At 60.0% G+C, this 24,935-nt stretch carries 20 protein-coding genes; 15 read left to right on the top strand and 5 right to left on the bottom strand.

Annotation, left to right across the window (positions count from 1 at the left end; translation table 11 throughout):
- Window positions 1-32 precede the first annotated feature (32 nt).
- From BLP23_RS25485 to cysG, 10 genes are all read left to right on the top strand, one after another.
- Window positions 33-1,331, top strand: a complete 1,299-nt coding sequence (locus BLP23_RS25485; RefSeq protein ID WP_092587515.1) for a CmpA/NrtA family ABC transporter substrate-binding protein — start codon at window positions 33-35, stop codon at window positions 1,329-1,331.
- A 59-nt stretch (window positions 1,332-1,390) separates the two neighbouring features.
- The gene (gene ntrB, locus BLP23_RS25480) at window positions 1,391-2,281 is read left to right on the top strand and encodes a nitrate ABC transporter permease (RefSeq protein ID WP_092587514.1); all 891 of its coding nucleotides are present in this window, start codon (window positions 1,391-1,393) and stop codon (window positions 2,279-2,281) included.
- Window positions 2,282-2,292: 11 nt separating this feature from the next.
- The gene (locus tag BLP23_RS25475; protein WP_092587513.1) at window positions 2,293-3,090 is read left to right on the top strand and encodes an ABC transporter ATP-binding protein; all 798 of its coding nucleotides are present in this window, start codon (window positions 2,293-2,295) and stop codon (window positions 3,088-3,090) included.
- Window positions 3,091-3,270: 180 nt separating this feature from the next.
- On the top strand, window positions 3,271-3,903 hold the full coding sequence (locus BLP23_RS25470; protein WP_208603201.1) for an ANTAR domain-containing response regulator: 633 nt from the start codon (window positions 3,271-3,273) through the stop codon (window positions 3,901-3,903).
- Window positions 3,900-5,114 (top strand): CmpA/NrtA family ABC transporter substrate-binding protein, encoded by a 1,215-nt coding sequence (locus BLP23_RS25465; RefSeq protein ID WP_092587512.1) that lies wholly within the window; start codon window positions 3,900-3,902, stop codon window positions 5,112-5,114. The genes BLP23_RS25470 and BLP23_RS25465 overlap by 4 nt, the downstream gene beginning before the upstream one ends.
- A gap of 317 nt (window positions 5,115-5,431) precedes the next feature.
- Window positions 5,432-6,703 (top strand): MFS transporter, encoded by a 1,272-nt coding sequence (locus BLP23_RS25460; protein WP_092587511.1) that lies wholly within the window; start codon window positions 5,432-5,434, stop codon window positions 6,701-6,703.
- A 17-nt stretch (window positions 6,704-6,720) separates the two neighbouring features.
- Window positions 6,721-9,171: a nitrite reductase large subunit NirB gene (nirB, locus tag BLP23_RS25455; protein WP_092587510.1), complete on the top strand. Its 2,451-nt coding sequence runs from the start codon at window positions 6,721-6,723 to the stop codon at window positions 9,169-9,171.
- Window positions 9,172-9,181: 10 nt separating this feature from the next.
- Window positions 9,182-9,511 carry a nitrite reductase small subunit NirD gene (nirD, locus tag BLP23_RS25450; RefSeq protein ID WP_022716194.1) on the top strand — a complete coding sequence of 110 codons (330 nt, stop codon included), beginning with the start codon at window positions 9,182-9,184 and terminating at the stop codon, window positions 9,509-9,511.
- Window positions 9,512-12,169, top strand: coding sequence for a nitrate reductase (locus tag BLP23_RS25445; protein ID WP_092587509.1), 2,658 nt, complete (start codon window positions 9,512-9,514; stop codon window positions 12,167-12,169). It abuts the gene before it with no gap.
- Entirely contained in the window at window positions 12,141-13,607 is a 1,467-nt protein-coding gene (gene cysG / locus BLP23_RS25440; RefSeq protein ID WP_092587508.1) for a siroheme synthase CysG, read from the top strand. The genes BLP23_RS25445 and cysG overlap by 29 nt, the downstream gene beginning before the upstream one ends.
- A 214-nt stretch (window positions 13,608-13,821) precedes the next feature.
- Here cysG and BLP23_RS25435 read toward each other — a convergent pair whose 3' ends face one another.
- Window positions 13,822-14,865, bottom strand: coding sequence for a LacI family DNA-binding transcriptional regulator (locus BLP23_RS25435; RefSeq protein WP_092587507.1), 1,044 nt, complete (start codon window positions 14,863-14,865; stop codon window positions 13,822-13,824).
- Between the two features lie 140 nt (window positions 14,866-15,005).
- Between BLP23_RS25435 and BLP23_RS25430 the strand changes: the two genes are divergently transcribed.
- From BLP23_RS25430 to BLP23_RS25410, 5 genes are all read left to right on the top strand, one after another.
- Entirely contained in the window at window positions 15,006-17,327 is a 2,322-nt protein-coding gene (locus BLP23_RS25430) for an alpha-L-rhamnosidase (protein WP_092587506.1), read from the top strand.
- A gap of 43 nt (window positions 17,328-17,370) precedes the next feature.
- Window positions 17,371-18,651 (top strand): ABC transporter substrate-binding protein, encoded by a 1,281-nt coding sequence (locus BLP23_RS25425; RefSeq protein WP_092587505.1) that lies wholly within the window; start codon window positions 17,371-17,373, stop codon window positions 18,649-18,651.
- 64 nt (window positions 18,652-18,715) lie between these two features.
- Window positions 18,716-19,594 (top strand): carbohydrate ABC transporter permease, encoded by an 879-nt coding sequence (locus BLP23_RS25420; RefSeq protein ID WP_092587504.1) that lies wholly within the window; start codon window positions 18,716-18,718, stop codon window positions 19,592-19,594.
- Window positions 19,591-20,418 (top strand): carbohydrate ABC transporter permease, encoded by an 828-nt coding sequence (locus tag BLP23_RS25415; protein ID WP_092587503.1) that lies wholly within the window; start codon window positions 19,591-19,593, stop codon window positions 20,416-20,418. Before BLP23_RS25420 ends, BLP23_RS25415 begins: the two co-directional genes overlap by 4 nt.
- Window positions 20,419-20,424: 6 nt before the next feature.
- Complete coding sequence (locus BLP23_RS25410; RefSeq protein WP_092587502.1) at window positions 20,425-21,408, top strand: ABC transporter ATP-binding protein; 984 nt, start codon at window positions 20,425-20,427, stop codon at window positions 21,406-21,408.
- 19 nt (window positions 21,409-21,427) lie between these two features.
- Here BLP23_RS25410 and BLP23_RS25405 read toward each other — a convergent pair whose 3' ends face one another.
- From BLP23_RS25405 to BLP23_RS25390, 4 genes are read right to left on the bottom strand one after another with little or no spacing between them, the layout of a single operon-like run.
- Complete coding sequence (locus tag BLP23_RS25405; RefSeq protein WP_092587501.1) at window positions 21,428-22,165, bottom strand: ABC transporter ATP-binding protein; 738 nt, start codon at window positions 22,163-22,165, stop codon at window positions 21,428-21,430.
- Window positions 22,162-23,007 (bottom strand): ABC transporter ATP-binding protein, encoded by an 846-nt coding sequence (locus BLP23_RS25400; RefSeq protein WP_092587500.1) that lies wholly within the window; start codon window positions 23,005-23,007, stop codon window positions 22,162-22,164. The genes BLP23_RS25405 and BLP23_RS25400 overlap by 4 nt, the downstream gene beginning before the upstream one ends.
- A complete protein-coding gene (locus tag BLP23_RS25395) occupies window positions 22,994-23,896 on the bottom strand; it encodes an ABC transporter permease (protein ID WP_092587499.1) in 903 nt (300 codons plus the stop codon). Before BLP23_RS25395 ends, BLP23_RS25400 begins: the two co-directional genes overlap by 14 nt.
- The gene (locus BLP23_RS25390) at window positions 23,893-24,921 is read right to left on the bottom strand and encodes an ABC transporter permease (protein WP_092587498.1); all 1,029 of its coding nucleotides are present in this window, start codon (window positions 24,919-24,921) and stop codon (window positions 23,893-23,895) included. The genes BLP23_RS25395 and BLP23_RS25390 overlap by 4 nt, the downstream gene beginning before the upstream one ends.
- Window positions 24,922-24,935: the final 14 nt, after the last annotated feature.

Here is a 24,935-nt window from a genome sequence, read left to right as displayed (position 1 = left end):
TTCCTGCGACGACCAACAAGGGGAACCAGCGCATGAACAAGATCCTTACGAGCGGAATGAGCCGCCGCAGCCTCCTGAAAACGACCGCCGCGGCTGCCTTGATCGGCGCAGTCCGCACCGCTTTTCCGTCCGGCGCCTTTGCAGCAGCCGCAGCACCAGAAGTCACGGGCGCCAAACTCGGCTTCATCGCGCTGACCGACGCTGCCGCGTTGATCGTCGCCAAGGAGAAGGGCCTTTTCGAAAAACATGGCCTTCCCGATGTCGAGGTCGCCAAGCAAGCTTCCTGGGGAGCAACACGCGACAACCTGGTTCTCGGCGGGGCTTCGAATGGCATCGACGGCGCCCATATCCTTTCGCCGCTGCCCTATCTCATGCATACGGGCAAGGTGACGCAGAACAATCAGCCGGTACCGATGGCCCTGCTCGCCCGCCTGAACTACGACAGCCAGGGCATTTCCGTCGCCAAGGAATATGCCGATACCGGCGTCCAGCTCGACGCATCCAAGCTGAAGGCGGCCTTCGAAAAAAAGAAGGCCGAAGGCAAGGAAGTGAAGGCCGCAATGACCTTCCCGGGCGGCACTCATGACCTTTGGATCCGCTACTGGCTTGCCGCCGGCGGCATCGACCCGGACAAGGACGTCTCGACCATCGTCGTGCCGCCGCCGCAGATGGTGGCAAACATGAAGGTCGGCAACATGGACGTCTTCTGTGTCGGCGAGCCGTGGAATGAGCAGCTCGTCAATCAGGGCGTCGGCTTTACCGCAGCAACGACCGGCGAACTCTGGAAGGGACATCCGGAAAAGGCGCTCGGCATGCGCGCCGACTGGGTCGAGAAGAACCCGAATGCCACCCGCGCCCTGCTGATGGCCGTGATGGAAGCCCAGCAATGGTGCGACAGCATGGACAACAAGGAGGAAATGGCGACAATCCTCGGCAAGCGCCAATGGTTCAACGTGCCGCCGAAGGACATCCTCGGCCGCCTCAAGGGTGACATCAACTACGGCAACGGCCGTGTCGCCCATGGCACCGACCTTTACATGAAATTCTGGGCAGGCGGCGCCTCCTACCCCTTCAAGAGCCACGATACCTGGTTCATGGCCGAGAACGTCCGCTGGGGCAAGTTCGCCCCTGACACCGACATCAAGGCTCTCGTCGACCAGGTCAACCGGGAGGATCTCTGGCGCGATGCGGCCAAGGCGCTGGGTGTCGCTGCCGCCGACATCCCCGCTTCTGCGTCCCGGGGCAAGGAAACCTTCTTCGACGGCAAGGTCTTCGATCCGGAAAATCCGTCCGCCTATCTCGATAGCCTTGCCATCAAGGCCGCATCCTGATCCCCACCTCCGGCGCGTGACAGGCGCGCCGGCCTTTTATTTACGACGAGGAGCGCCTCATGTCCGCCCTGGCAAAGAAAGAACCCATACCGGCAAAGACTGCGCCGAAGGCCGCAAATGTCGTCCGCCTTGCAAGACAGCCGGCGCCCCGGATCAATGTCCGCGGCGTTGCGATGGCGGCCGCGCGCACCATCGTGCCGCCGCTTGTCGTGCTTACGATCATACTGACCGTCTGGCAGGTGCTCTGTTCCTCGCCCGACGCCTCGCTGCCCTCTCCGCACCGGGTCTGGCAGGAAAGCTTTGATCTGATCGCCTATCCGTTCTTCAACTACGGCTCCCAGGACATCGGGCTTGGCTGGCGTGTCATCATCTCGCTGCAGCGCGTCGCCTACGGCTTCGGCCTTGCCGCGATCTCGGGTGTCGTCATCGGCGCCGTCATTGGCCAATCGGTCTGGGCCATGCGCGGGCTCGACCCGATCTTTCAGGTCCTGCGCACCGTCCCGCCACTTGCCTGGCTGCCGCTGTCGCTCGCTGCCTTCCAGGATTCCAATCCTTCAGCAATCTTCGTGATCTTCATCACCTCCATCTGGCCGGTGATCATCAACACCGCCGTTGGCGTGCGCAATATCCCGCAGGACTACCGCAACGTGGCGCAGGTGCTGCGGCTCAACCACTTCGAGTTCTTCTTCAAGATCATGCTGCCGTCGGCTGCGCCCTACATCTTTACCGGCCTTCGTATCGGCGTCGGTCTGTCGTGGCTTGCCATCGTCGCAGCCGAGATGCTGACCGGCGGCGTCGGTATCGGCTTCTTCATCTGGGATGCGTGGAACTCGTCGCGCCTGCCAGACATCATCGTCGCCCTGGCCTATATCGGCGTCGTCGGTTTTGCGCTCGACAAGCTGGTGGCCGCCGCAGGCCGACTGGTCACCCGCGGCGCTTCGGCCAACTGAGAGGAACGATCATGACTGCCTATCTCAAGCTCGACCATATCGACAAGCATTTTGACCGGGCCGGAACGCGCGCCGAAGTGCTGAAGGGCATCAACCTGACGATTGCCAAGGGTGAGTTCGTATCGATCATCGGCCACTCCGGCTGCGGCAAATCCACGCTCTTGAACCTGATCGCCGGTTTGACGCCGGTTTCGGCCGGTGCTGTGCTTCTCGAAAACCGGGAAGTCAATGCGCCCGGTCCTGAACGCGCCGTCGTGTTCCAGAACCACAGCCTGCTTCCCTGGCTCACCGTCTATGAAAACGTCAACCTGGCCGTTTCCAAGGTCTTCAGCAGCTTAAAGAGCAGGGCGGAGCGTCACGAATGGGTCATGGCCAATCTTGATCTTGTCCAGATGGCCCACGCCAAGGACAAGCGGCCTTCTGAGATTTCCGGCGGCATGAAGCAACGCGTCGGCATCGCCCGTGCGTTGTCGATGGAGCCGAAGATCCTGCTGCTCGACGAACCCTTCGGTGCGCTCGACGCGCTGACGCGTGCCCATCTGCAGGATGCGGTGATGGACATCCACGCACGTCTCGGCAACACGATGGTGATGATCACCCACGATGTCGACGAGGCCGTGCTGCTCTCCGACCGCATAGTGATGATGACCAACGGGCCAGCGGCCAAGATCGGTGAAATCCTCGATGTGCCGATCGAGAAGCCGCGCAACCGCATCGAACTCGCTTCGGACCGCACTTATCTCAAATGCCGCGAGGCCGTTTTGAAGTTCCTTTACGAACGTCACCGCTTCGTTGAAGCCGCGGAGTAACCTATAACGATTACCGCTGGGCAGATGCCGTGTTCGACCACTCGGTTAGAGACGGACCCCGATCGCGCGCGCAGAGCATGGAGATCAGGCAGCCAAGATACTGCTTGATTTTGTGGCTGTCTTCGCGCATCTGCGGCGTCGTGTCCGGTGGCTCCTGCACCATCGGCGCGCCGGTAGCGAATGAATGCCAGTAACCCGTGGCGCGGTCTCGTGAAACCTAACAGTCTGAATGTTCTGGTCATTGATGAGAATCGCATTCGTGCGTCCATCATCGAGGACGGTTTGCGCGAGGCCGGTTATGACAGGGTCACGATCATCGATGATATGAACGGTCTTGCCAGGCGTATCACCGAGATCAATCCCGATGTCATCGTCATCGATCTCGAAAACCCCAACCGCGACATGCTTGAGAGCATCTTCCAGATATCGCGTGCGGTGAAGAGGCCCATCGCCATGTTCGTGGACAAGTCCGATGAAGCCTCGATCGAAGCTGCGGTCGAGGCGGGAGTTTCCGCATATATCGTTGATGGCCTGAAGCAGGAACGGGTCCGACCCATCCTCAAGATGGCGATCAGTCGTTTCAATGCGTTTGCGCGATTGAGCCGAGAGCTGGAAGAAACACGCGGCGAGTTGGAAAAACGCAAACTGATCGATCGCGCCAAGGGGTTGCTGATGCGCACCCGCGGGCTGTCGGAAGAGGAAGCCTACGCGCTATTGCGGCGCACGGCTATGAACCAGAACAGGAAAGTCGTCGAGATCGCTCAAAGCCTCGTCACCGCGGCAAACCTGCTTGATCCTGGAGCGGACGTATGAGCAACAGGCATGACATCACCGCGGGCTTCGTTCCGCTTCTCGACAGCGCGCTGCTCGTCGTCGCCAAGGAGAAGGGCTTTGCTGAAGCGCAGGAAGTAGCCCTCACGCTGGTGCGGGAGCGATCCTGGGCAACGATCAGGGACAGGCTGGCGGTCGGCCATTTCGAAGTCGCTCATATTCTTGCCCCTATGCCGATCGCCTGCAATTTCGGTCTCATGGCTCCCGCGCCGCGCATGATCGTGCCCATGGCGCTTGGGCTCGGCGGAAATGCCGTCACCGTTTCGGGCCCCTTGTGGCGGGAAATGGCCGATGATGGCGCAACCGATCCGCTTGATGCGCGCGCAATCGGTGCGGCGCTGAAAAAAGTGATTTCGCGGCGGGCAGGCGACAGGCTTCGTTTCGGTATCGTACACCCCTATTCCGGACATAACTACGAATTGCGCTACTGGCTTTCTGGAAGCGGCATCGATCCGGACCGCGAGATCGAGATCATGACCCTTCCGCCGCAGGATATGGGTGACGCGCTGAGGTCCGGTCTGATCGACGGCTATTGTGCTGGAGAACCTTGGAATACCTTCGGCGTCCTCAAACGCGGCGCGCACCTTGCAACCGTCAAGGCGGCGATCTGGAAATCCAGTCCCGAAAAGGTGCTGGGCGTCAACAGTCGCTGGGGCGATAGCCATCCCGAGGCTCTCGTGGCCCTGCTGCGAGCGCTTTACAATGCCTCACTCTGGTGCGCCGACCCCGCCAATCATGAAGAGCTTGTCCTATTGCTTTCGGGTCCGGCCTATATCAACTGCCCGGCAGAGTGGCTGCGTCCATCCGTCACCGGCGTGCTTAAAGTTGGCCGCAACGCGACGCAGACGGTCAGCGACTTCTTCGTCCCACACGCCAAGGCAGCGACGTTTCCATGGAAGAGCCACGCGCTTTGGTTCTACACGCAGATGGTCCGCTGGGGTCACGTCGATCACACCGCGGCCCACCAGAACGTCGCCGGAAACACCTACCGGCCGGATATCTATCGCAATGCCCTAAAGGCGCTCGGCGTTGCCATGCCGGCTGCAAGTTCCAAGGTTGAGGGCGCCTTGCGCATGGAAACGCCCGTTGGCTCCAGCGGCACGATGACACTCGGTCCGGATGGCTTTTTCGACGGCAATCTCTTTGATCCCGATAGCGTCGATGCGTATATCGCTGCTCAAAAGCAGGCATAGCATAACGCCCATTTTCTATGCATTGCATAATTTTTGGCCGAAGAAGCTGGCGGTCTCGCCCGTGCCATCCTGACCAATAAGGCTGACTTGCGACGAGAAAAGGCGAAATCGGCCTGGATTTCGAATTGGCACGCCTCTTGCATAGATAATTTACGAGGCCGAAAGGTCGCATATTTCGGCGTCCAAAGACGGGCGCCTCAAGCAAAGCCGCTGATCAGGACATCCCGCGCATTCGTGTGTGCGCGACCTGGCCAGCGGCTTTTTGTTTAAACTCTCAACGATGGATTGGCACGACATTGTCGGGCCCTGGAGAAGCCATGCCTTTTTCTGAGAAACCCCAGTCTATGTCTGCTGGCGAGCCAGCCAGAGCATTGTGGATTTCGACGGTCGCCTTCACCGTTTGCTTCGCCGTCTGGACGATCTTTGCGATTATAGGCGTTCGTATCAAACAGGAGCTCGGTCTCAACGAGGCAGAATTCGGATTGCTGGTCGGCACCCCTGTGCTGACCGGCTCGCTCGTCCGGATCGTGCTTGGCATATGGACGAGCCGTTACGGCGGCCGTCTGGTCTACACGCTCACCATGGTGGCAGCGGCCATAGCGACTTTCCTGCTCTCCTACGCAACAAGCTACACAGAAATGCTGATCGCGGGACTCGGGATCGGCCTCGCCGGTGGTTCCTTCGCAGTTGGTGTCGCATATGTCTCGCCGTTCTTTCCGCCAGAAAAGCAGGGAACCGCGCTTGGGATTTTCGGCGCTGGCAACGTCGGTGCCGCGGTTACCAAGTTCGCGGCGCCCTTCGTGCTTATCGCCTGGGGATGGCAGGCGGTTGCCGAGATCTGGGCGCTCGTTCTTTTGGCGATGGCAATCGTCTTCTGGTTTTCGACCACCGACGACCCGGCCTATCGCGACCGCCGCTGTCGCGGCGTCGCATCCAAGAGCTTCCTTGAAGAATTCGCTCCTCTCAAGAACATCCAGGTCTGGCGTTTCTCGCTTTACTATTTTTTCGCCTTCGGCGGCTTTGTCGCCCTGTCTTTGTGGTTGCCGCGCTATCTTGTCGGCGTCTACGGTTTCAATCTGGAAATCGCCGGCATGATTGCTGCGGCCTATTCCGTGCCAGGCAGCATCTTTAGAGCATTCGGCGGCGTTCTATCCGACAAGAAGGGCGCAAGAAGCGTCATGTACGCGATGCTGGCCGTTTCTGCCGCCGCCACCCTCATCCTGTCGCTCCCGGCTGCATCTCCATCGGGACCCGGGCCTGCGCTTGGTATCACGCCGGCAATCTTCATCATCGTCATCTTCGTGCTCGGCTTCTTCATGAGCCTCGGCAAAGCGGCCGTCTACAAACACATTCCGGCCTACTATCCCGAAAGCGTCGGCGCCGTCGGCGGCGTCGTCGGGATGATGGGCGGCCTTGGCGGTTTCATCCTTCCGATCGCTTTCGGCCTGCTCAAGGACGTCACCGGCCTTTGGTCCAGCTGCTTCCTGCTGCTCTTTGCCATCGTCGTGACGTCGCTCATCTGGATGCACCTGTCCGTCAAGCACCTGTCACGCCAAGGGCACGCCGTGCCTGCAGTGGCGGCAACCTAATCTAAGGACTTGTAACTATGACAGAAAAACTCGTTATCATCGGCAACGGCATGGCGCCCGGGCGCATGCTCGAGCACCTCTTCGAAAAGGCCCCCGGCCAATACGAGGTCACAATCTTCAACGCCGAGCCGCGCGTCAATTATGACCGCATCATGCTCTCGCCTGTTCTTTCCGGAGAAAAGGACTATGAGCAGATCATCATTCACGGCGACGGCTGGTACATCAAGCACGGCATCACGCTCTACAAGGGCCACAAGATCGTTGCGATCGATCGGCACGCGAAGACCGTGACCTCCGACCACGGCGTCACCGAAAGCTACGACAAGCTGGTGATCGCCACCGGCTCCGTGCCCTTCATCATTCCGGTTCCCGGCAAGGAACTCCCCGGCGTCATCACCTACCGCGACCTCGACGACGTCCAGGCAATGCTGCTCGCTGCCCAGTCACGCGAAAAGGCGATCGTTATCGGCGGCGGCCTGCTTGGTCTTGAGGCGGCAGCCGGTCTTGCCCAGCGTGGCATGGACGTGACCGTGCTGCATGTCATGCCGACGCTGATGGAGCGTCAGCTCGATCCTGCGGCCGGCTATCTGCTGCAAAGGGCAGTCGAGGAGCGCGGCATCAAGGTCATCACCAAGGCCAATACCAAGGCAATCATCGGCGATGGCAAGGTCGAGGGCATCGAGCTCGACGACGGACGGATCATTCCGGCAACGCTCGTCGTCATGGCCGTCGGCATCCGTCCGAATGTCGGCCTGGCCAAAGAGGCTGGTATCGCGGTCAATCGCGGCATCGTCGTCGATAACGGCATGCAGACCTCGGACGGCAGCATCATGGCGCTCGGCGAATGCGCCGAAGTCGGTGGACAGGTCTACGGTCTCGTCGCTCCGCTCTACGAAATGGCCCGCGTTGCCGCCGCCCATCTGTCCGGCGACACTTCTGCGGCCTTCGTTCACTCCGACACTCCGACCAAGCTCAAGGTCACCGGCATCGAGCTCTACTCGCTTGGTGATTTCGCCGATGGCGACGACCGCGAGGAGATCGTCCTTCGCGACGCTTCCGCTGGCGTCTACAAGCGCCTGGTGCTGAAGGATAACAAGATCATCGGAACTGTGCTCTACGGCGAAACCGCTGACGGCGCCTGGTTCAACGATCTCAAGAAGAAGCAGACCGACATTTCCGAGATGCGCGAGACGCTGATCTTCGGACAGGCCTACCAGGGAGGGTCCCCACTGGACCCTATGGCGGCCGTTGCAGCCTTGCCGGATGACGCGGAAATCTGTGGCTGCAACGGCGTATGTAAGGGCAAAATCACCTCGACGATCACCTCCAAGGGGCTGACCTCGCTGGACGACGTACGCGCTCACACGAAGGCGTCGGCCTCATGCGGCTCGTGTACCGGCCTCGTTGAGCAATTGATGGCGCTGACGCTCGGCGACAGCTATAACCCTGCCGCCGTGCAGCCGATGTGCACCTGCACCGAACTTGGCCATGACGACGTCCGGCGCCTGATCAAGGCCAAGGGGCTGAAAACCATCCCTGCCGTCATGCAGGAGCTGGAGTGGAAGACTTCCTGCGGCTGCGCCAAGTGCCGTCCAGCGCTCAATTACTACCTCGTCTGCGACTGGCCGGATGAATATGCCGACGATTATCAGTCGCGCTTCATCAACGAGCGCGTCCACGCCAACATCCAGAAGGACGGCACCTATTCGGTGGTGCCGCGCATGTGGGGTGGCGTTACCAGCTCCAAGGAGCTGCGCGCCATCGCCGACGTGGTCGACAAGTTCGAAATCCCGATGGTTAAGGTCACCGGCGGCCAGCGCATCGACCTGCTCGGCGTCGAAAAAGAGGACCTTCCGGCCGTCTGGGCCGATCTCGGCAAGGCAGGCTTCGTCTCCGGTCAGGCCTATGCCAAGGGCCTGCGCACGGTAAAGACCTGCGTCGGCTCCGACTGGTGCCGCTTCGGCACGCAGGATTCGACCGGGCTCGGCATCCGTATCGAAAAGTTCATGTGGGGCTCCTGGACGCCGGCAAAGCTGAAGATGGCTGTCTCCGGATGTCCGCGCAACTGCGCGGAGGCGACCTGCAAGGATGTCGGCGTCATCTGCGTGGATTCCGGCTACGAAATTCATTTCGCCGGTGCGGCCGGTCTCGACATCAAGGGCACCGAGATCCTCGGTCTCGTCAAGACCGAAGACGAAGCACTGGAGCATATCGTTGCGCTGACGCAGATGTACCGCGAGCAGGCACGTTACCTCGAGCGCATCTACAAGTGGGCCAAGCGCATCGGCATCGACGAGATCCGTCGCCAGATCATGGGCGATGCCGAAAAGCGCAAGGCCTATTTCGACCGCTTCGTGTTCAGCCAGAAATTCGCCCAGGTCGATCCCTGGTCGGAGCGCGTCTCCGGCAAGGATAAGCACGAGTTCAAGCCGATGGCGACAATCGGCTATCCGCAGGCTGCAGAGTAAGGAGATCAGCATGAACTGGATTGCAATCGGTGATATCTCCGAGATCCCGCTGCGCGGAGCGCGCTGCGTGAAGACGCCGCAGGGCAAGATCGCCGTCTTCCGGACGGCTGAAAACGAGGTCTTCGCCATAGAAGATCACTGCCCCCACAAGGGCGGCCCTCTCAGCCAGGGTATCGTGCATGCCAAGGCGGTCACCTGCCCGCTGCACAACTGGGTCATCTCGCTCGAAACCGGCAAGGCGCTTGGCGCCGATGAGGGCGCGGTGCGCACCATTCCGGTCCGCAACCAGGACGGCGCCCTCTTCATTGCCCTCGAAAGCTTGATGATGGCGGCGGAATAGATGGCAGAAGAGATCAAGACGACCTGTCCCTACTGCGGCGTCGGCTGCGGGGTGATCGCCAAGATCGCAGATGACGGCAATGTGTCCGTCAAGGGCGATCCGGACCATCCGGCCAATTTCGGGCGGCTGTGCTCGAAGGGCTCGGCGCTCGCCGAAACGATCGATCTCGACGGACGCCTGTTGCATCCGCAGATCGCGGGACGGCGGGCCGGATGGAATGAGGCTCTTGATCTCGTGGCGCAGCGCTTTTCGGATGCCATTGCCGAGCACGGGCCCGACTCCGTCGCCTTTTATGTCTCCGGCCAGCTGCTGACCGAGGACTATTACGTCGCCAACAAGCTGATGAAGGGTTTCATCGGCTCGGCCAACATCGACACCAACTCGCGCCTATGCATGTCATCGTCCGTCGCCGGCCACCGCCGCGCCTTCGGCGCCGATACCGTGCCCGGCACCTATGAGGATCTGGAGCTGGCCGATCTGGTGATCCTTGCCGGGTCGAACCTGGCCTGGTGCCATCCGGTCATCTATCAGCGGCTGGCGGCTGCCAAGGCGTCGCGTCCCGGCATGAAGGTCGTCGTCATCGATCCGCGCCGGACGATGACTGCCGACATCGCAGATCTGCACCTAGCGATCCGGCCAGACAGCGATGTCGCTCTTTTCCTCGGCCTCTTCGAGCACCTGATCGCAAACAATGCCATTGACCAGAATTATGTAGCCGAACACACGAACGGCTTTGCCGAGGCTTTTGTATCCGCCTCTGGTGTCTCCTTCAACGAGGTACTGGAGCTGACCGGCTTGCCGGCAATGCAGATTCGTGAATTCTATCGCCTCTTCGAGGCGACCGAAAAGACCGTCACCTGCTACAGTCAGGGCGTCAACCAATCCTCGTCAGGGACCGACAAGGTCAACGTCATCATCAACTGTCACCTCGCCACCGGACGCATCGGCAAGCCGGGCATGGGTCCCTTCTCGCTCACGGGCCAACCGAACGCGATGGGCGGCCGTGAGGTTGGCGGACTGGCGAACATGCTTGCCGCCCACATGGCGATTGAGAGCACACAAGACCGCGATCGCGTGCAGCGCTTCTGGCAGTCGCCGACGATTGCCGAAAAGCCGGGCCTGAAGGCGGTCGACATGTTCAAGGCAGTCGGCGATGGCCGCATCAAGGCGCTCTGGATCATGGCGACGAACCCCGTGGTCTCGCTGCCGGATGCCTCTGCCGTCGAGGCCGCGATCAGGGCCTGCCCTTTCGTCGTCGTCTCGGATATTCTCACGACGACAGACACCGCCCGCCATGCGCACGTATTGCTACCCTCTCTTGGCTGGGGAGAAAAGAGCGGCACCGTCACCAATTCCGAACGCCGCATTTCGCGCCAGCGTTCCTTCATCGACGCCCCCGGCGATGCACGCGCGGATTGGTGGCAATTGACCGAGGTTGCACGCCGCATCGGTTTTGCCGATGCGTTCGCCTTTGCCTCTCCAGCGGACATTTTCGATGAGCATGCTGCGCTTTCCGCCTTCGAAAACGGTGGCAGCCGCGATTTCGACATCGGCGCCTATGCCGGCATCGAGAAAGCTGCCTACGACGCGATGGCACCCTTTCAGTGGCCGCAGCCCACCGGCGACGAGAGGACTGTGACCCGGTTCTTTGCGAAGGGCAGCTTTTTTCATCCCGATCGCAAGGCACGCTTCGTGCCGGTTGAGCCGCCCGTATCTGACCGCACCAGCGCCGACTACCCCTTCACGCTTAACACGGGACGTATCCGCGACCAGTGGCACACGATGACGCGCACTGGCAAAAGTGCGCGTCTTTCCGCCCATATCGCCGAACCCTTTGCTGAACTGCACCCCCGAGATGCGATGGAAATCGGTATCGGCAATGCCGGTCTGGTCGAAATTGAAAGCCCGCAGGGAACGGCCGTCGTGCGCGCGCTGATTACCGAACGCCAGGCCCGCGGCAGCATTTTCGTACCCATGCACTGGAACGATCAATTTGCCGCCAAGGCTCGCATCGACGCAGTGGTTGCCCCGCTCACCGATCCGTTCTCCGGCCAGCCTGCCTCCAAGAACGTCGCCGTCGCCGCCCGGCCATTAAAGGCAGTCCGCTACGGCTTTGCAGTCTCGGCGAGCAAACCGCAAAGCCTCGGTGCCGCCTATTGGGCCTTGGCGAAAGCAGATGGCGGCTGGCGACTGGAACTCGCCTTCGACCACGCGCTTGAAGACTGGTGCGGCTGGTGCCGCAGTACCTTTGGCATTCCTGCCGAGATCGAGCCGCTCGGCTACGCGGATCAGCAATCCGGCGATCTGCGGCTCGCCTTCTTCGACGGCACGCGCCTGCTTGCTGCGCTGTTTTTGGCCCGCGAACCGGTCGCCGTCGCTCGCAACTGGGCGATCTCACAGCTTGCCGCCGAACATGGCGACTTGCGCAAGCGCTTTGGGCTTGTCGCCGGCCGGCCGGGCGCCGACAAGCCGGACCCAGGTGCCACGGTCTGTTCCTGCTTCGCCGTCGGCGTCAATCAGATCGTCGCGGCGGTCCGCAGCGGCTGCCACAGCGTCGAGGCAGTCGGCAAAGAGCTCAACGCCGGCACCAACTGCGGCTCCTGCCGCGCCGAAATCAAGGGGATCATCGATGGATGTCTTGCAGCCGCCGCGGAATGACAATCCTGCCCGCATGGAACCGCTTGCAAAACTGCCCGTCTTCTGGGGGCTTGAAGGCAAGAAGTGCGTGGTGGCCGGCGGCTCCGACGCCTGCGCCTGGAAGGCGGAACTTCTTGCTGCCTGCGGCGCTCACGTCGAAATCTACGCCGAAACGCTGAGCGACAGCTTCAAGGCGCTTCTTGCCCGCAATCTCGAGCACGCCGCAGCCAGACTGATCCATCATCCGAGGCATTGGCAGGTGGAAGATCTGACGGGCGCTGCCATTGCAATTGCCGACTGCGACGACGAGATTGAAGCCGGGCGCTTCTTCGACGCGGCATGCGCGGCGGGCGTTCCGGTCAATGTCATCGACAAGCCGGATTTCTGCCAGTTCCAGTTCGGATCGATCGTCAACCGCTCGCCTGTCGTTGTTGCAATCTCGACGGATGGCGCAGCACCCATTCTTGCCCAGACCATCCGCCGCAAGATCGAGACCTTGCTCCCGCGCACGCTGAAATCCTGGGCTGGACTTGCCCAGTCGATACGCGGCAAGGTCAACGGGCTCCTTGAAACCGCTTCCGCTCGGCGGCTTTTTTGGGAAGAATTCGCCGACATGGCTTTCGACGGTTCTGCTGTCAACCATGCCGAGGAGCAGCTTTTGCTTGCCGCTCGGGGCTTGAAATCCGCAACAAGCACAACCGGACGCGTCACTCTCGTCGGCGCGGGGCCTGGCGATGCCGAGCTTCTGACGCTGAAGGCGGTTCGCGCGTTGCAGGCCGCCGACGTCATCCTTTTCGATGATCTCGTTTCCACCGAGGTGCTGGAACTCGCGCGCCGCGAGGCCAAGCGCATGCTGGTGGGTAAGCGCGGCGGCCGCACCAGCTGCCGCCAGGAAGACATCAACGCGATGATGGTAAAACTCGCAAAGGCGGGCAAGCGCGTCGTGCGGCTGAAGGCCGGCGATCCCATGATCTTCGGCCGCGCCGGCGAGGAAATTGCTCATCTTGATCGCGAAAATATTCCGGTCGACGTCATTCCCGGCATCACGGCCGCAAGCGCGATGGCCTCGCGCCTTGGCATTTCGCTGACCCATCGCGAGCATGCCCAATCTGTACGCTTCATCACCGGCCATTCCCGCCATGGCGGATTGCCTATGGATGTCGATTGGGCCACCGCTGCCGATCCGCATACGACAACCGTCTTTTATATGGGCGGGAGAACAGCGCCGCTCATTGCCGAACGGCTGATGGCCGAAGGCCTGTCGCCCGAAACGCCAGCCGTCATCATGAGCGACGTGAGCCGCACGACGCAGCGTCAGTGGCACGGCAACCTTGCAGGACTTGGCGAAGGCATCAGCGAGATCGGCTACGAAAACCCCGTCCTGATCGCAGTCGGTGATGTTTTTGCCGGCCGGCAACGCGCCGTGCACGCAGCACCTTTGTCGGCCGCTGCGTCTTGATAGGCTTTTCAACTGCTGCGCCCGCAAACGATCTGTTCTTGCGTTGGACCTCGCTTCAAGTGAATCTCGAAAAGTATCTACAAACAAGTGGATCGGTAGATTTATGAAACCAATGGTTCAGGCTTTAGCTCATAGTGGCAAGAACTGCAGAACCGTCTTTGACCCACTTCCTGACACTCCCCGTTTGCGGACAAACTCTCTGCTGCGGCCTTGTTCATAACGGCAAGATTAAGCTCTTCCTGTTGACCAACGAGGGCATCAGCAGCAGATGCTCCGGATCGCTACGCCCCTCGATCCTGGACAGAAGCGTTCGCGTCGCTGCTTCACCGAGCTCCTTGCCCGACTGGTCGATGCTTGCCAGATTGACCAGGCTAAGAGCTGCGGTCGTCGAATTGTCATAGCCCACGACCGCCAGGTCTTCGGGTACCCGCACGCCCATTTCCGCGGCTGCGCTCAAAAGCGTAATCGCATCAAGATCGCTCCAGCAGAAGACGGCACGGGGCCGATCGCTTCGCGCCAGGAACACCCGCATTGCCTCTTCGCGCTTAGGGGAATGGACAGGAATGTGGCTGATCGGTGCTGATGAGCTCAATCCGGCGCGCAGCATGGCGCGCCGGTATCCGATCTCACGCTGGCGCACGACGGAGACCTTGTGACCTTCGCGGGCTCCCAGGCTGAGCATTTCGATGTCGCGATAACCACATTTCAACAATGCCTCGACCGCAATCTCTGCCCCTCGTTGGTCATCGGTGTTGACCGTGTCGAAGGTCTTTGCTTTCGGATCATGATATCCGACAGCCACGATCGGAACTTGTGCTGCGAATTCTGCAATGATTTCAGTAGGAAGGCGAGGAGCGACGAGGATGAGCCCATCCATCTTGTAATCGATCATAGATTCGATAAGCGAGGTCTCCAGTTGCATGCGGCCTTCGCCGACGCCGATCATTGCCTGGTAGTGCGACGGCGCCAGAACGCCGTTCACGCCGTCGATGACTTCGGGCAGGAAGGGATTGCGTATGTCGACAAGGAGCAACCCGATCGTGAACGTGCGACCGCGCAGGCCGCGTGCCGTCCTTGACGGCCGATAGCCCAGTTCTTCAATCGACCCGGTCACCTTGGCGCGAAGGTTCTCGCTCACACCATATGCATTTCGCATGACCTTCGAAACCGCCGCGACAGACACGCCTGCATGCGCAGCAACCGTCCGTATCGTCACACGATCGCGCTTTGCGGGCTTCGACTTCTCTTTGATTGGCATGAAATCCTCAGATTCGATCTGCAGGCCCTAGAGCCTCACCAAATCACCATGGCAGACCGGTCGCAAAATATCTATTGCGCTTCTGAAAAAAATGTAGAACGTTATACGAAGAACGTTCTACAAAAGATCTGGAGGATCTGATGAATTTTCAGCCGATGACGGCCAGCGTCAATCTGGTTTCACGAGACTGGACCAGCGATATGATCGCGCCGCTGTCGGATCGCGGTCAGGGAACGGCCGCAAGTTTTGTCGCCAAGTGGTTCAACTGCGATGGCGTAGAGACGCCTGCCGAACTTTTCATCTCAGCGCTCGGTCTTTATCGCTGCTTCATCAATGGCAAACGGGTCGGCAATGACCTCCTGACACCCGGCTGGACCAACTACGATCATCGCCTGGCCTATCAGCGCTACGACGTCTCAGACCTCATCAAGCCTGGCCAGAATCGCATCGAGATCTGGCTTGCCGACGGATGGTACCGGTCTCCGCTCATGTGGGGTCAAAAGGCCATTCCCAATTGCTGGGGTGACCAAACGGCAGCCATTGCAGACCTCATCGGGCCGAATGGCGTCATTGTCTCAACCGATACCACGTGGCAGAGCGGGCTGCTGCCGATCCGCAAATCCGGCATCTATTTCGGTGAGATCTATGATGCACGCGAAGAAAGGCTTGCCGACACTCACGGCACGGTGAGGCTGCCATTCGACAAGGCGTTGCTCGTCGCGCACGAAACGGCGCCAGTGCGTGAATTGCCGCCGATCGCTCCGGTTGATAGTTGGACCGACGCGGAAGGACGGACCATCTACGACTTCGGCCAGAACATCGGCGGCTATGTGCGCTATACGGTCCGCGGGGCAGCAGGCGCCGAAATCCGCGTGGAACATTCGGAAGTCTTGGGGCCTGGCCGTCACTTCGACAATCGCAACTATCGCACCGCAAAAGCCCATACGATCTATACGCTCTGCGGAGACGGCGAACAGACCTATGCGCCACACTTCAGCTTTCAAGGCTTCCGCTATGCCAGAGTGACGGCTAGGGGCGATGCCCGTATCCTGGCGATCTCGTCGGTTCCGATCTCCTCCGTGCCCAATCTGACTGGCGGCTTCCAGTCGGGCAACGCGCTCGTCAACCGGCTTGTCCAGAACACGATCTGGTCACAGCGCGCCAATTTCATCGAGGTCCCGACCGATTGCCCCCAGCGCGACGAACGCCTCGGCTGGACAGGCGACGCTCAGGTGTTTGCTGCGACCGCCTGCTGGCTGACGGACAGCCAGACCTTCTTCCGGAAATATCTGCGCGATGTGATGGCCGATCAACGTGAGGATGGTGCCATTTCCCACTTTTCGCCCGACCCGACACGCCTGCATCCGAAGAACTTTCCGGGATTTGTCGGTTCGACCGGCTGGGGCGACGCCATCGTCGTGATCCCCTGGGTTCTTTACACGCATTACGAGGATCGGGCAGTTCTTTGCGAATGCCTGAATGCCATGGTGCGCTGGGTCGACTTCGTCTGGTCGATATCAAATGGTCCGATCGTGCGCCCGCCATCCCGCTGGGGTGACCGCGGCTTCACATTCGGGGACTGGCTGCAGCCGATCGGCGACAACCGGAAGCCGCGCCCGACTGTTGCCGACGATTGCGCTGCAACGCTCTACCACTTCATCTCCACCGATTTGCTGGCGAAGATCGCAGCGATCCTCGGCAACCAGGCTCTGGAGGCGCGCATGAGGGGCCGTGCTGAAGAAATTCGACGTGCGTTTGCGCACGAATTCATCGCGCCATCCGGACGCATTGCACATAACGACCAGACGTCTTACGCGCTGGCGTTCCTATACGACCTGATCCCGGCTGAGCACCAGGAGGCTGCCAAGCAGCACTTCAGACAGGTGATCATCGATGCGGACTACAAGATCGGCACGGGTTTCATAGGCACGCCCGCCCTGCTGCCGGCTTTGACGAAGCTCGGATTGGACGACCTTGCCGAAAAGGTGTTCCTGCAGCAGGAGGTTCCGGGCTGGCTCTATCAGGTATCCAAGGGCGCAACCACGATCTGGGAGCGCTGGGATTCAATGGCGCCGGACGGCACCATCTACGAGCCTGACATGAACAGCTACAACCATTATGCCTATGGCGCCGTGTGCCAATGGCTGTTTGAGAGCGTCGCGGGCATCTCGCCAAGCCGAAACGCACCTGGTTTTTCCGAGGTCATCGTCGATCCAGCGCCGATTGCCGCGCTCTCGCCCGTCACCGCCTATCATGACGTGCGTCAAGGTCGAATTGAAGCTCAATGGGAGTGCAGCGGCAACAGGGTCACCTATAAAGTGACGCTTCCAGAAGGCTGCGTCGGTCGATTCCGGCCCGCACGACGGCATCACAACCCGCTGCTTAACGGCAAGCCTGTCATGGGGGAAGCCGTCCTTCGAGCGGGAACACATGAGCTGATCTTTTCTCTTCCCCATCTTTGAGGAGCATACCTGCCACCGTCAAACCGTTCAGAGGAGGAACGTCATGACAAACCGCATCAAAGTCATTCTTGCCGGTGCGTCGGCATTCACAGCGCTGATTGCCGCAGGGCCGTCGAACGCAGAAACAACGCTCTCGTTCCTGATCGATAACAGCCCCGATACGGTCGCAGCCGCCGAGGCACTGGTTGCAGCTTACGAGAAGATCGCACCGGATGTAACGATCGAAATCGAGCAGCGGCCGGGTGGTGGCGAGGGCGACAACATCGTCAAGACGCGACTGGCGACAGGCGAGATGTCGGATGTCTTCCTGTACAATTCCGGCTCGCTGATGCAGGCGCTGAAACCTGCACAGACGCTTGCCAACCTCAGTGATCTTTCGTCCCAGGCAAACGTAGACGAGGGTTTCAAGGCCGTGGTCCGCGCTGACGGCAAGCTATACGGCGTCCCCTTCGGAACGGCGATGGCTGGCGGGATCCTCTACAACAGAAAAATCTATCAGGAACTCGGCCTGCCAGTCCCGAAAAGATGGGCGGAGTTCATGGCCAACAACGAAAAGGTGAAGGCGGCCGGCAAAGTCGCTGTTGCCCAGACCTATCGCGACACATGGACCTCGCAGCTCTTCGTTCTGGCGGATTATTACAACCTGCACCAAGCCGCGCCGAACTTCGCAAACGACTATACGGCCAACAAAGCGAAATACGCGACGACGCCTGCGGCCATGAAAGGTTTCGAGCGCTTGAAGGAGGTTCATGACGCCGGGCTCATGAACGAGGATTTCGGTGCAGCAAGCTATGACGACGGCCTCAGGATGGTGGCGACAGGCGAAGCCGCCCATTATCCTATGCTCACCTTTGCCGTCGGCGCTTTGAAGCAGAACTATCCGGAAAATCTTGAGGGCGTCGGCTTCTTCGCGCAGCCGGGGGACGATGCGGCCAAGAACGGTCTGACGGTCTGGATGCCGCCTGCCCTTTATGTCCCGCTCGCTGGCCAGAACGCGGAGGAAGCCCGGAAATTTGTGGATTTCGCCGGAAGCGTCGAAGGCTGCAAGATCATGGTTGAAACCAACACGGCCCAAGGTCCGTCCCTGGTTAACGGATGTGCGCTGCCAGCCGACGTCCCGCCCGCGGTGAGGGACATGCTCCCCTATTTCGAAGCGAAGGCGACTACGCCGGCGCTGGAATTCGTATCGCCGATCAAGGGACCGGCCCTTGAACAGATCACCGTCGAGGTCGGGTCCGGCATCCGCCAGCCAGCCGAGGCGGCCGCCCTTTATGACGATGACGTGCGCAAGCAGGCAAAGCAGCTCGGTCTACCCAACTGGTAGTGGCCCTTCGGGAAAGCTGACCTCGCCCTTCGCGGGCGAGGCCCACCCGATCGAAGAGGTAAACATGACCGAAACCCGCCTCCGCTCACGCAAATCGCCCTATCCCTTGTGGTTTTTTCTGCCTGCCGCAGCCGTCTACGGAGTGCTGTTTGTCGTCCCTACGGTGTCCTCTGTCTGGTTCAGCCTCACACGTTGGGATCTTTCGACCGCCGAGTTCATTGGATTGGAGAACTTCCGACAGTTCTTTTCCGAGCCGTTTCTGGTCAAGGGCCTCGTCAACACGCTGATCTACGCCTTAACGACCTCCGGCCTGAAGACGATTTGCGGGCTCGGGCTCGCCGTGCTGCTGACCGGCAATATTTTCGCTCGAGGTTTCCTGCGCACGCTCGTTTTCTTTCCAGTTCTGGTATCGACGATCGGCATCGGCATTACCTTTACCGTGATGATGCACCCGACAAAGGGCATCATCAATGCCATGCTTGAAGCGCTCGCCATTCCCGGACCAGGCTGGCTGACCAATCCGGCGCTTGCACTTTTTTCCGTGGCGCTCGTCGATCTCTGGAAAGGCGTGGGTCTTGCCACCTTGATTTTCATCGCTGGCCTGGCAGCAATCAGCCCCGATTACTACGAGGCGGCCAGAATTGACGGTGCCACACGTTTCCAGCAGTTCTGGCGCATCACTCTGCCTCTTGTGCGTCCGGCGACGATCACCGTCATCACGCTGTCGTTGATCGGCGGCCTCCGGTCGTTCGATCTCATTTGGGCGATGACGCGCGGTGGACCGGGCTTTTCCTCGGATGTGATCGCGTCGGTCATCTACAAACAGTATCAGGCGGGATTCTACGGCTTGTCGACTGCGGGCAATGTCATCCTGTTTGCGCTGATCGCCATCATCATTCTACCGCTTACCGTGTGGCTCAACCGGCGCGAGGTCGAACAATGAGACAGATGCGGCCCTTTGTGAGCGGCGTGATCGCACTTGCCGTCGCCACCGTCATCTTCGTGCTGCCGTTCGTGTTCATCGCACTCCAGGCGGTCAAGTCGAAATCCGAGGCATCCCGGCTCGACTTCGCGCTCCCGGAACAGTGGCTGTTCTGGGACAATCTCGCAGCAGTGTTCCAGGCGCGCGACTATCAGCTCGTGCTGGCATATTTCAATTCGACGCTGATCACCGTCGTCTCGGTCACCATACTGATACTGTTTTCGGCAATGGTCGGCTATGTCATGCAGCGCCGCAGAACCCGCTGGAATGGCGTTGCCTCGGGTGCGCTCTTCATGGGACTGATGATGCCACCGGCTGTCGTTCCAACGATCGGACTGCTTCAGGAAATCGGCCTCTTCAAGACCATGATCGGAATGATCCTGATCCAGGTCGCCTATAATCTCTCGTTCTCGACCCTGCTCTACCGATCGTTCATTTCGACCATTCCCCGCGATCTCGATGAAGCGGCACTGATCGATGGGGCAAAGCCTTGGCAGATATTCTTCCGGGTGATCCTACCTCTGCTCAAGCCGGTGACGGTGACCAATATCGTCGTGCAGTCGATCGCGATCTTCAACGACTTCACGAACCCGCTCTATTACCTGCCAGGCAAAGAGAACGTCACTGTGCAGCTGACACTCTATAATTTCCAGAGCATGTACACGAGCCAGTACAACCTGCTCTTCATGAACATCCTGCTCGTTACCGTCCCTCCCCTCATCGTTTTCATCTTCTTCAACAGGCAGATCGTGGCGGGCATGACTGCTGGCGCAGTGAAAGGTTAGTGTCAAATGGCTGAGCTCACCCTCACCCGGATTTGCAAGAGCTTTGGCGCCCTTGATGTCATCAAGGGCATCGATCTGGAGGTGCGTTCCGGTGAATTTGTCGTGTTTGTCGGGCCGTCTGGATGCGGAAAATCCACCTTGCTGCGGATCATTGCCGGGCTGGAGGAGTCGACGTCCGGCAAGCTGACCATAGGCGGCAAGGATGTCACGGACGCAGAACCATCGAAGCGCGGTATCGCCATGGTATTTCAGAGCTATGCGCTTTATCCGCATATGACGGTTGCGGAAAATATCGGCTTCGGGCTTTCGCTTGCCCGCCGCCCGAAATCCGAGATCGAGGCCAAGGTCCGCGCAGCAGCCGAGACCTTGCAGCTCATCCATTTGCTCGACCGCAAGCCGAAGGCGCTCTCCGGCGGGCAAAGGCAGCGCGTTGCCATCGGCCGCGCGATCGTTCGTGATCCGAAAGTCTTCCTGTTCGACGAGCCGCTCTCGAACCTCGACGCATCTTTGCGAGCCCAAATGCGGCTTGAGATTGCAGAACTCCATACACGCCTGAAGACAACCATGATCTACGTTACCCACGACCAGGTCGAGGCGATGACGATGGCCGACAAGATCGTCGTCCTGAACGGTGGCAGGGTCGAGCAGGTGGGCAGCCCGATGGAACTCTACCGCAAGCCGGCGACGCCCTTCGTCGCGGGCTTTATCGGCAGCCCGAAGATGAACCTTTACACGGGCGAGGTTGCGCAGCGCTTCGGCTGCCAGACCTACGGGATCCGACCCGAGCATATTCGCCTTTCCCAAACCAAAGGCGACTGGCAAGGCAGGGTCAGACATATCGAACGCCTCGGCGCCGATGCCATCCTCTATCTGGATGTTCCGGAAATCGGCGAAATGGTGGTGCGCGCCGAAGGAGAGACCGCCTTTGCAACGGGTGCCACCGTTTGGGCAAGTCCGGTGGAAGGCGCAGCGCACAGATTCGGAGCATAGCCGGCTCGTCGAGCCGGAATCAGAGAAAACTCGCCTCGAAAAGTTCGCGTGAGTAATCGGCATGGGTGACGCCTGATTGAAGATCGGCTTTCGTCAGTTCATCGACGAAAGCACCATCTTTCATGACAAGCACCCTGTCGCACATGTGCGCGATCACTGCGAGATCGTGGCTCACGAGCACATAGGTCAGCCCATGTTCGTCGCGCTTGTCTGCAAGAAGATTGAGGATCTCGGCCTGAACGGAGACGTCGAGTGCCGAGGTTGGCTCATCGAGCAGCAGGATCGGCGGCGACAGGATAAGAGCTCGCGCAATAGCAACGCGCTGACGCTGGCCTCCCGACAATTCGTGAGGAAACCGGTTTGCAAAGCTGTCGGGCAGTCCCACCTGCCGCAGCGCCTTTTGAACGGCAGACCAGCCATCACCGTGTCCCATCGAGCGCAGAGGCTCGGCCAGGGCCGTCCCGATGCGATGACGCGGATGAAGCGAACCATAGGGATCCTGGAACACCATTTGAGCGCACTTCAGCTCATTTCGCGACCGGATCTTTCCGATTGCCTTGCCGTCGAGTTCTATGGAACCCGTCCAGCCCTGCTCGATACCGGCCAGAGACCGCAGGACCGTTGATTTGCCGCAGCCGGATTCCCCGACGATGCCAAGCGTTTCGCCCTTGCCGACGTCAAAGCCTACCCCTTTTACGACGTGGTTGCGCGTCTTGCCCGCACCATAGACAACATCGAGATTGCTGATCCTGATCATTGCGCCGCCTCTGCTTCCAGTGCCTTCCTGTCCAATATTTTCAGTCTGCGGACCGGATGACGGGGGTCGGGAAGCGCCGCAATCAGGCCACGGGTATAGGGATGGCGGGCGTCATCGAGGCTCGTGAGCGTTTCAACGACACGACCCGCATACATGACCAGGATCCGTTCGCAGAAAGCCGCGACCATGCGGATATCGTGACTGATGAGGATGAGGCCGGAATCATTTTCCCGCACCAGTTCGTCGAGCAGGACGAGGACGTCCTTCCTGACACTGACATCGAGCGCCGACGTAGGCTCGTCGGCAATGACCAGCTTCGGTTTGGCAAGCAGCATCATCGCAATCATCACACGCTGACCCATGCCGCCGGATATCTGATGCGGGTAAAGTGCCATGACGCGGTCTGCATCACTGATCCTGACGCGTTGGAGCATGCTTCTTGCGCTGTCCATCGCTTGAGCGCGGCCGAGGCCAAGATGAAGCCTTGCCGCTTCCGCCACCTGCCTGCCGATGGTCAGCACCGGATTAAGCGAATAGCGTGGATCTTGCATGATAAGCGCCATCTCCTTGCCACGCAGTGCACCCATCTGCCGCTCGGTCTTTTCAAGCAGCGGGCTGCCGGCAAGATCGAAACGCTCCGCCGAGATCTCGGCACTCGGCGAAAGAAGGCGCATGATCGCCCGTCCGGTCGTCGATTTTCCGGAACCGGATTCGCCCACAATTCCCAGCCTTTCCCGCCCCAGGTCGAAGCTGACTTCGCTTACGGCTGGTATTGAACTGCGCCCAAAGCGCACGTTCAAATTGCGGACGGAAAGGATGGCTGCAGTTTCACGATCTTGCATGGCGCGGATCCAGGATATCGCGCAGCGTATCGCCGGCGATGTTGAAGGCGAGGCTCGTGAGCAAGATGGCAATGCCGGGCATGACGGCAACCCACCAGTAATCGAGCATGAACTTGCGTCCGCTTGATATCATCGCGCCCCATTCGGGCGCCGGCGGCTGCGCGCCAAGCCCGAGGAAGCCGAGCGATGCCGCCGTCAGGATGATGCCGGCCATATTGAGCGTCAGGCGTACGATCACCGACGGGACGCACATGGGTGCGATGTAGAGAAGCAATATTCTCAAGGAAGACGCTCCATAAAGGCGGGCTGCGGCGACGTAATCGGCGTTGCGGACGACCAATGCCTCGGCTCGGGCAAGCCGGGCAATCGGTGGCCAGGCCGTTAAGGAGATCGCGATGATCGCCGTGTTCAATCCCGCTCCAAGCGCGGCGGCAAATGCAAGGGCAAGGATCAGCGAGGGAAAGGACAGGACGATATCGGTCGCACGCATCAAGATTGCGTCTGTCCGGCCGCCGAAAAAGCCGGATACGATGCCGATGAGCAATCCCACAGGGCCGACAATTACGGATATCGAGAGAACCGTCTGAATGGTGATCCTTGTCCCATAGACGAGGCGGCTGAAGATATCGCGTCCAAACTCATCGGTCCCTGCAAGATGTGCAAGGCTGGGCGGCTGCAGTGCATCACTCAGCATTTGGACATTTGGATCATAAGGCGCAAGCGCCGGCGCAATGATCGCGACGATGCAAAGCACGGCGAGGATGAGGAAGCCGGAAAGACCGAGTGGCTCGTCGGCAAGCTTGCGTCCGGCCCGAGCGAGCGAGGCGGCGATGCGGGCCGGGATTGGTGGCCGCCTGATCTCACTTTGGGTGTGAAGCGCGTCGGTCATTGCGTGGCCTCCCGGGTGCGCGGATCAAGCAGCGCATAGGCAATGTCTGCTACAAAGTTGAGGAACATGAAGATGAAGCCAACGATGATTGCTGCGGCCAGGATGGCGTTCATATCGCCGATCATCAACGCATTCGTCATGTATTGACCGATTCCCGGCCATGAAAAGACGATCTCGGTCACGACGGCGCCTTCCAGAAGATTTCCATAGGAAATCGCAAGAACGGTGATCAACTGCACGGCAATGTTCGGCAGAACATGGCCGATCACCGTATTCGCCGGCCCGACCCCTTTGGCTCGCGCTGCGATGACGTAGTCCTGATTGAGCTGCTCGAGTGTAAAGCTGCGGGTCATGCGGGTGATATATGCCATTGCGGCATAAGCAAGGATGATGGCTGGCAGAATGATGTGCGAGAGCGCATTCCAGAAAATTTCGGGCTCGCCTTCAAGCAGGCTGTCCACCAGCATCAGACCGGTCCTTGGGGTTACGATACCCTCGTAATAGACATCGACCCTGCCCGGACCGCCGACCCAGTTAAGCCCGGCATAGAAAATGACCAGCCCGACAATACCGAACCAGAAGACCGGTATCGAATGACCGACAAGGGCCACGACCCGCGCAGTCTTGTCGATCCAGCTGTCGCGGAAAAGTGCTGCCGCAAGTCCGAGCGGCACGCCTATGAACGTCGATATGATGACCGCCAGCGTGGCAAGCTCAAACGTTGCCGGAAATGCCTGGGCCAGATCCTTCGAAACGGGATTGCCCGTCAGGATTGCCGTTCCGAAATCACCGTGCAGCAAGCCCGCCAGGTAAATGAAGAACTGTTGATAAAGTGGCAGGTCAAGCCCAAGGCGCGCGCGCATCGCCGCGTAGGCGGCAGGGTCGGCAAGCTCGCCGACCACTGCGCCGACGGGATCGGCGGGCATGACGCGGCCGATCACGAAGGTGACGCAAAGCAGTATGAATAGACTGACGATGAGTTGGAGGACGCGCCTTCCAAGCTCACGCGTGGACAATTCCTTCATGATCGGCCGCCTGT

It is taken from the genome of Rhizobium mongolense subsp. loessense, assembly GCF_900099775.1.
In the GTDB taxonomy this organism is placed as follows: Bacteria; Pseudomonadota; Alphaproteobacteria; order Rhizobiales; family Rhizobiaceae; genus Rhizobium; species Rhizobium loessense.
Note: the sequence above shows the minus strand (reverse complement) of the source record. Positions and strands in the feature narration are given on the sequence as shown.

Excerpts from the sequence above, each read along its gene's own strand:
- BLP23_RS25485 (WP_092587515.1), top strand. The coding sequence starts at position 33 with ATGAACAAGATCCTTACGAGCGGAATGAGCCGCCGCAGCCTCCTGAAA.
- ntrB (WP_092587514.1), top strand. The coding sequence starts at position 1,391 with ATGTCCGCCCTGGCAAAGAAAGAACCCATACCGGCAAAGACTGCGCCG.
- BLP23_RS25475 (WP_092587513.1), top strand. The coding sequence starts at position 2,293 with ATGACTGCCTATCTCAAGCTCGACCATATCGACAAGCATTTTGACCGG.
- BLP23_RS25470 (WP_208603201.1), top strand. The coding sequence starts at position 3,271 with ATGAATGCCAGTAACCCGTGGCGCGGTCTCGTGAAACCTAACAGTCTG.
- BLP23_RS25465 (WP_092587512.1), top strand. The coding sequence starts at position 3,900 with ATGAGCAACAGGCATGACATCACCGCGGGCTTCGTTCCGCTTCTCGAC.
- BLP23_RS25460 (WP_092587511.1), top strand. The coding sequence starts at position 5,432 with ATGCCTTTTTCTGAGAAACCCCAGTCTATGTCTGCTGGCGAGCCAGCC.
- nirB (WP_092587510.1), top strand. The coding sequence starts at position 6,721 with ATGACAGAAAAACTCGTTATCATCGGCAACGGCATGGCGCCCGGGCGC.
- nirD (WP_022716194.1), top strand. The coding sequence starts at position 9,182 with ATGAACTGGATTGCAATCGGTGATATCTCCGAGATCCCGCTGCGCGGA.
- BLP23_RS25445 (WP_092587509.1), top strand. The coding sequence starts at position 9,512 with ATGGCAGAAGAGATCAAGACGACCTGTCCCTACTGCGGCGTCGGCTGC.
- cysG (WP_092587508.1), top strand. The coding sequence starts at position 12,141 with ATGGATGTCTTGCAGCCGCCGCGGAATGACAATCCTGCCCGCATGGAA.
- BLP23_RS25435 (WP_092587507.1), bottom strand. The coding sequence starts at position 14,865 with ATGCCAATCAAAGAGAAGTCGAAGCCCGCAAAGCGCGATCGTGTGACG.
- BLP23_RS25430 (WP_092587506.1), top strand. The coding sequence starts at position 15,006 with ATGAATTTTCAGCCGATGACGGCCAGCGTCAATCTGGTTTCACGAGAC.
- BLP23_RS25425 (WP_092587505.1), top strand. The coding sequence starts at position 17,371 with ATGACAAACCGCATCAAAGTCATTCTTGCCGGTGCGTCGGCATTCACA.
- BLP23_RS25420 (WP_092587504.1), top strand. The coding sequence starts at position 18,716 with ATGACCGAAACCCGCCTCCGCTCACGCAAATCGCCCTATCCCTTGTGG.
- BLP23_RS25415 (WP_092587503.1), top strand. The coding sequence starts at position 19,591 with ATGAGACAGATGCGGCCCTTTGTGAGCGGCGTGATCGCACTTGCCGTC.
- BLP23_RS25410 (WP_092587502.1), top strand. The coding sequence starts at position 20,425 with ATGGCTGAGCTCACCCTCACCCGGATTTGCAAGAGCTTTGGCGCCCTT.
- BLP23_RS25405 (WP_092587501.1), bottom strand. The coding sequence starts at position 22,165 with ATGATCAGGATCAGCAATCTCGATGTTGTCTATGGTGCGGGCAAGACG.
- BLP23_RS25400 (WP_092587500.1), bottom strand. The coding sequence starts at position 23,007 with ATGCAAGATCGTGAAACTGCAGCCATCCTTTCCGTCCGCAATTTGAAC.
- BLP23_RS25395 (WP_092587499.1), bottom strand. The coding sequence starts at position 23,896 with ATGACCGACGCGCTTCACACCCAAAGTGAGATCAGGCGGCCACCAATC.
- BLP23_RS25390 (WP_092587498.1), bottom strand. The coding sequence starts at position 24,921 with ATGAAGGAATTGTCCACGCGTGAGCTTGGAAGGCGCGTCCTCCAACTC.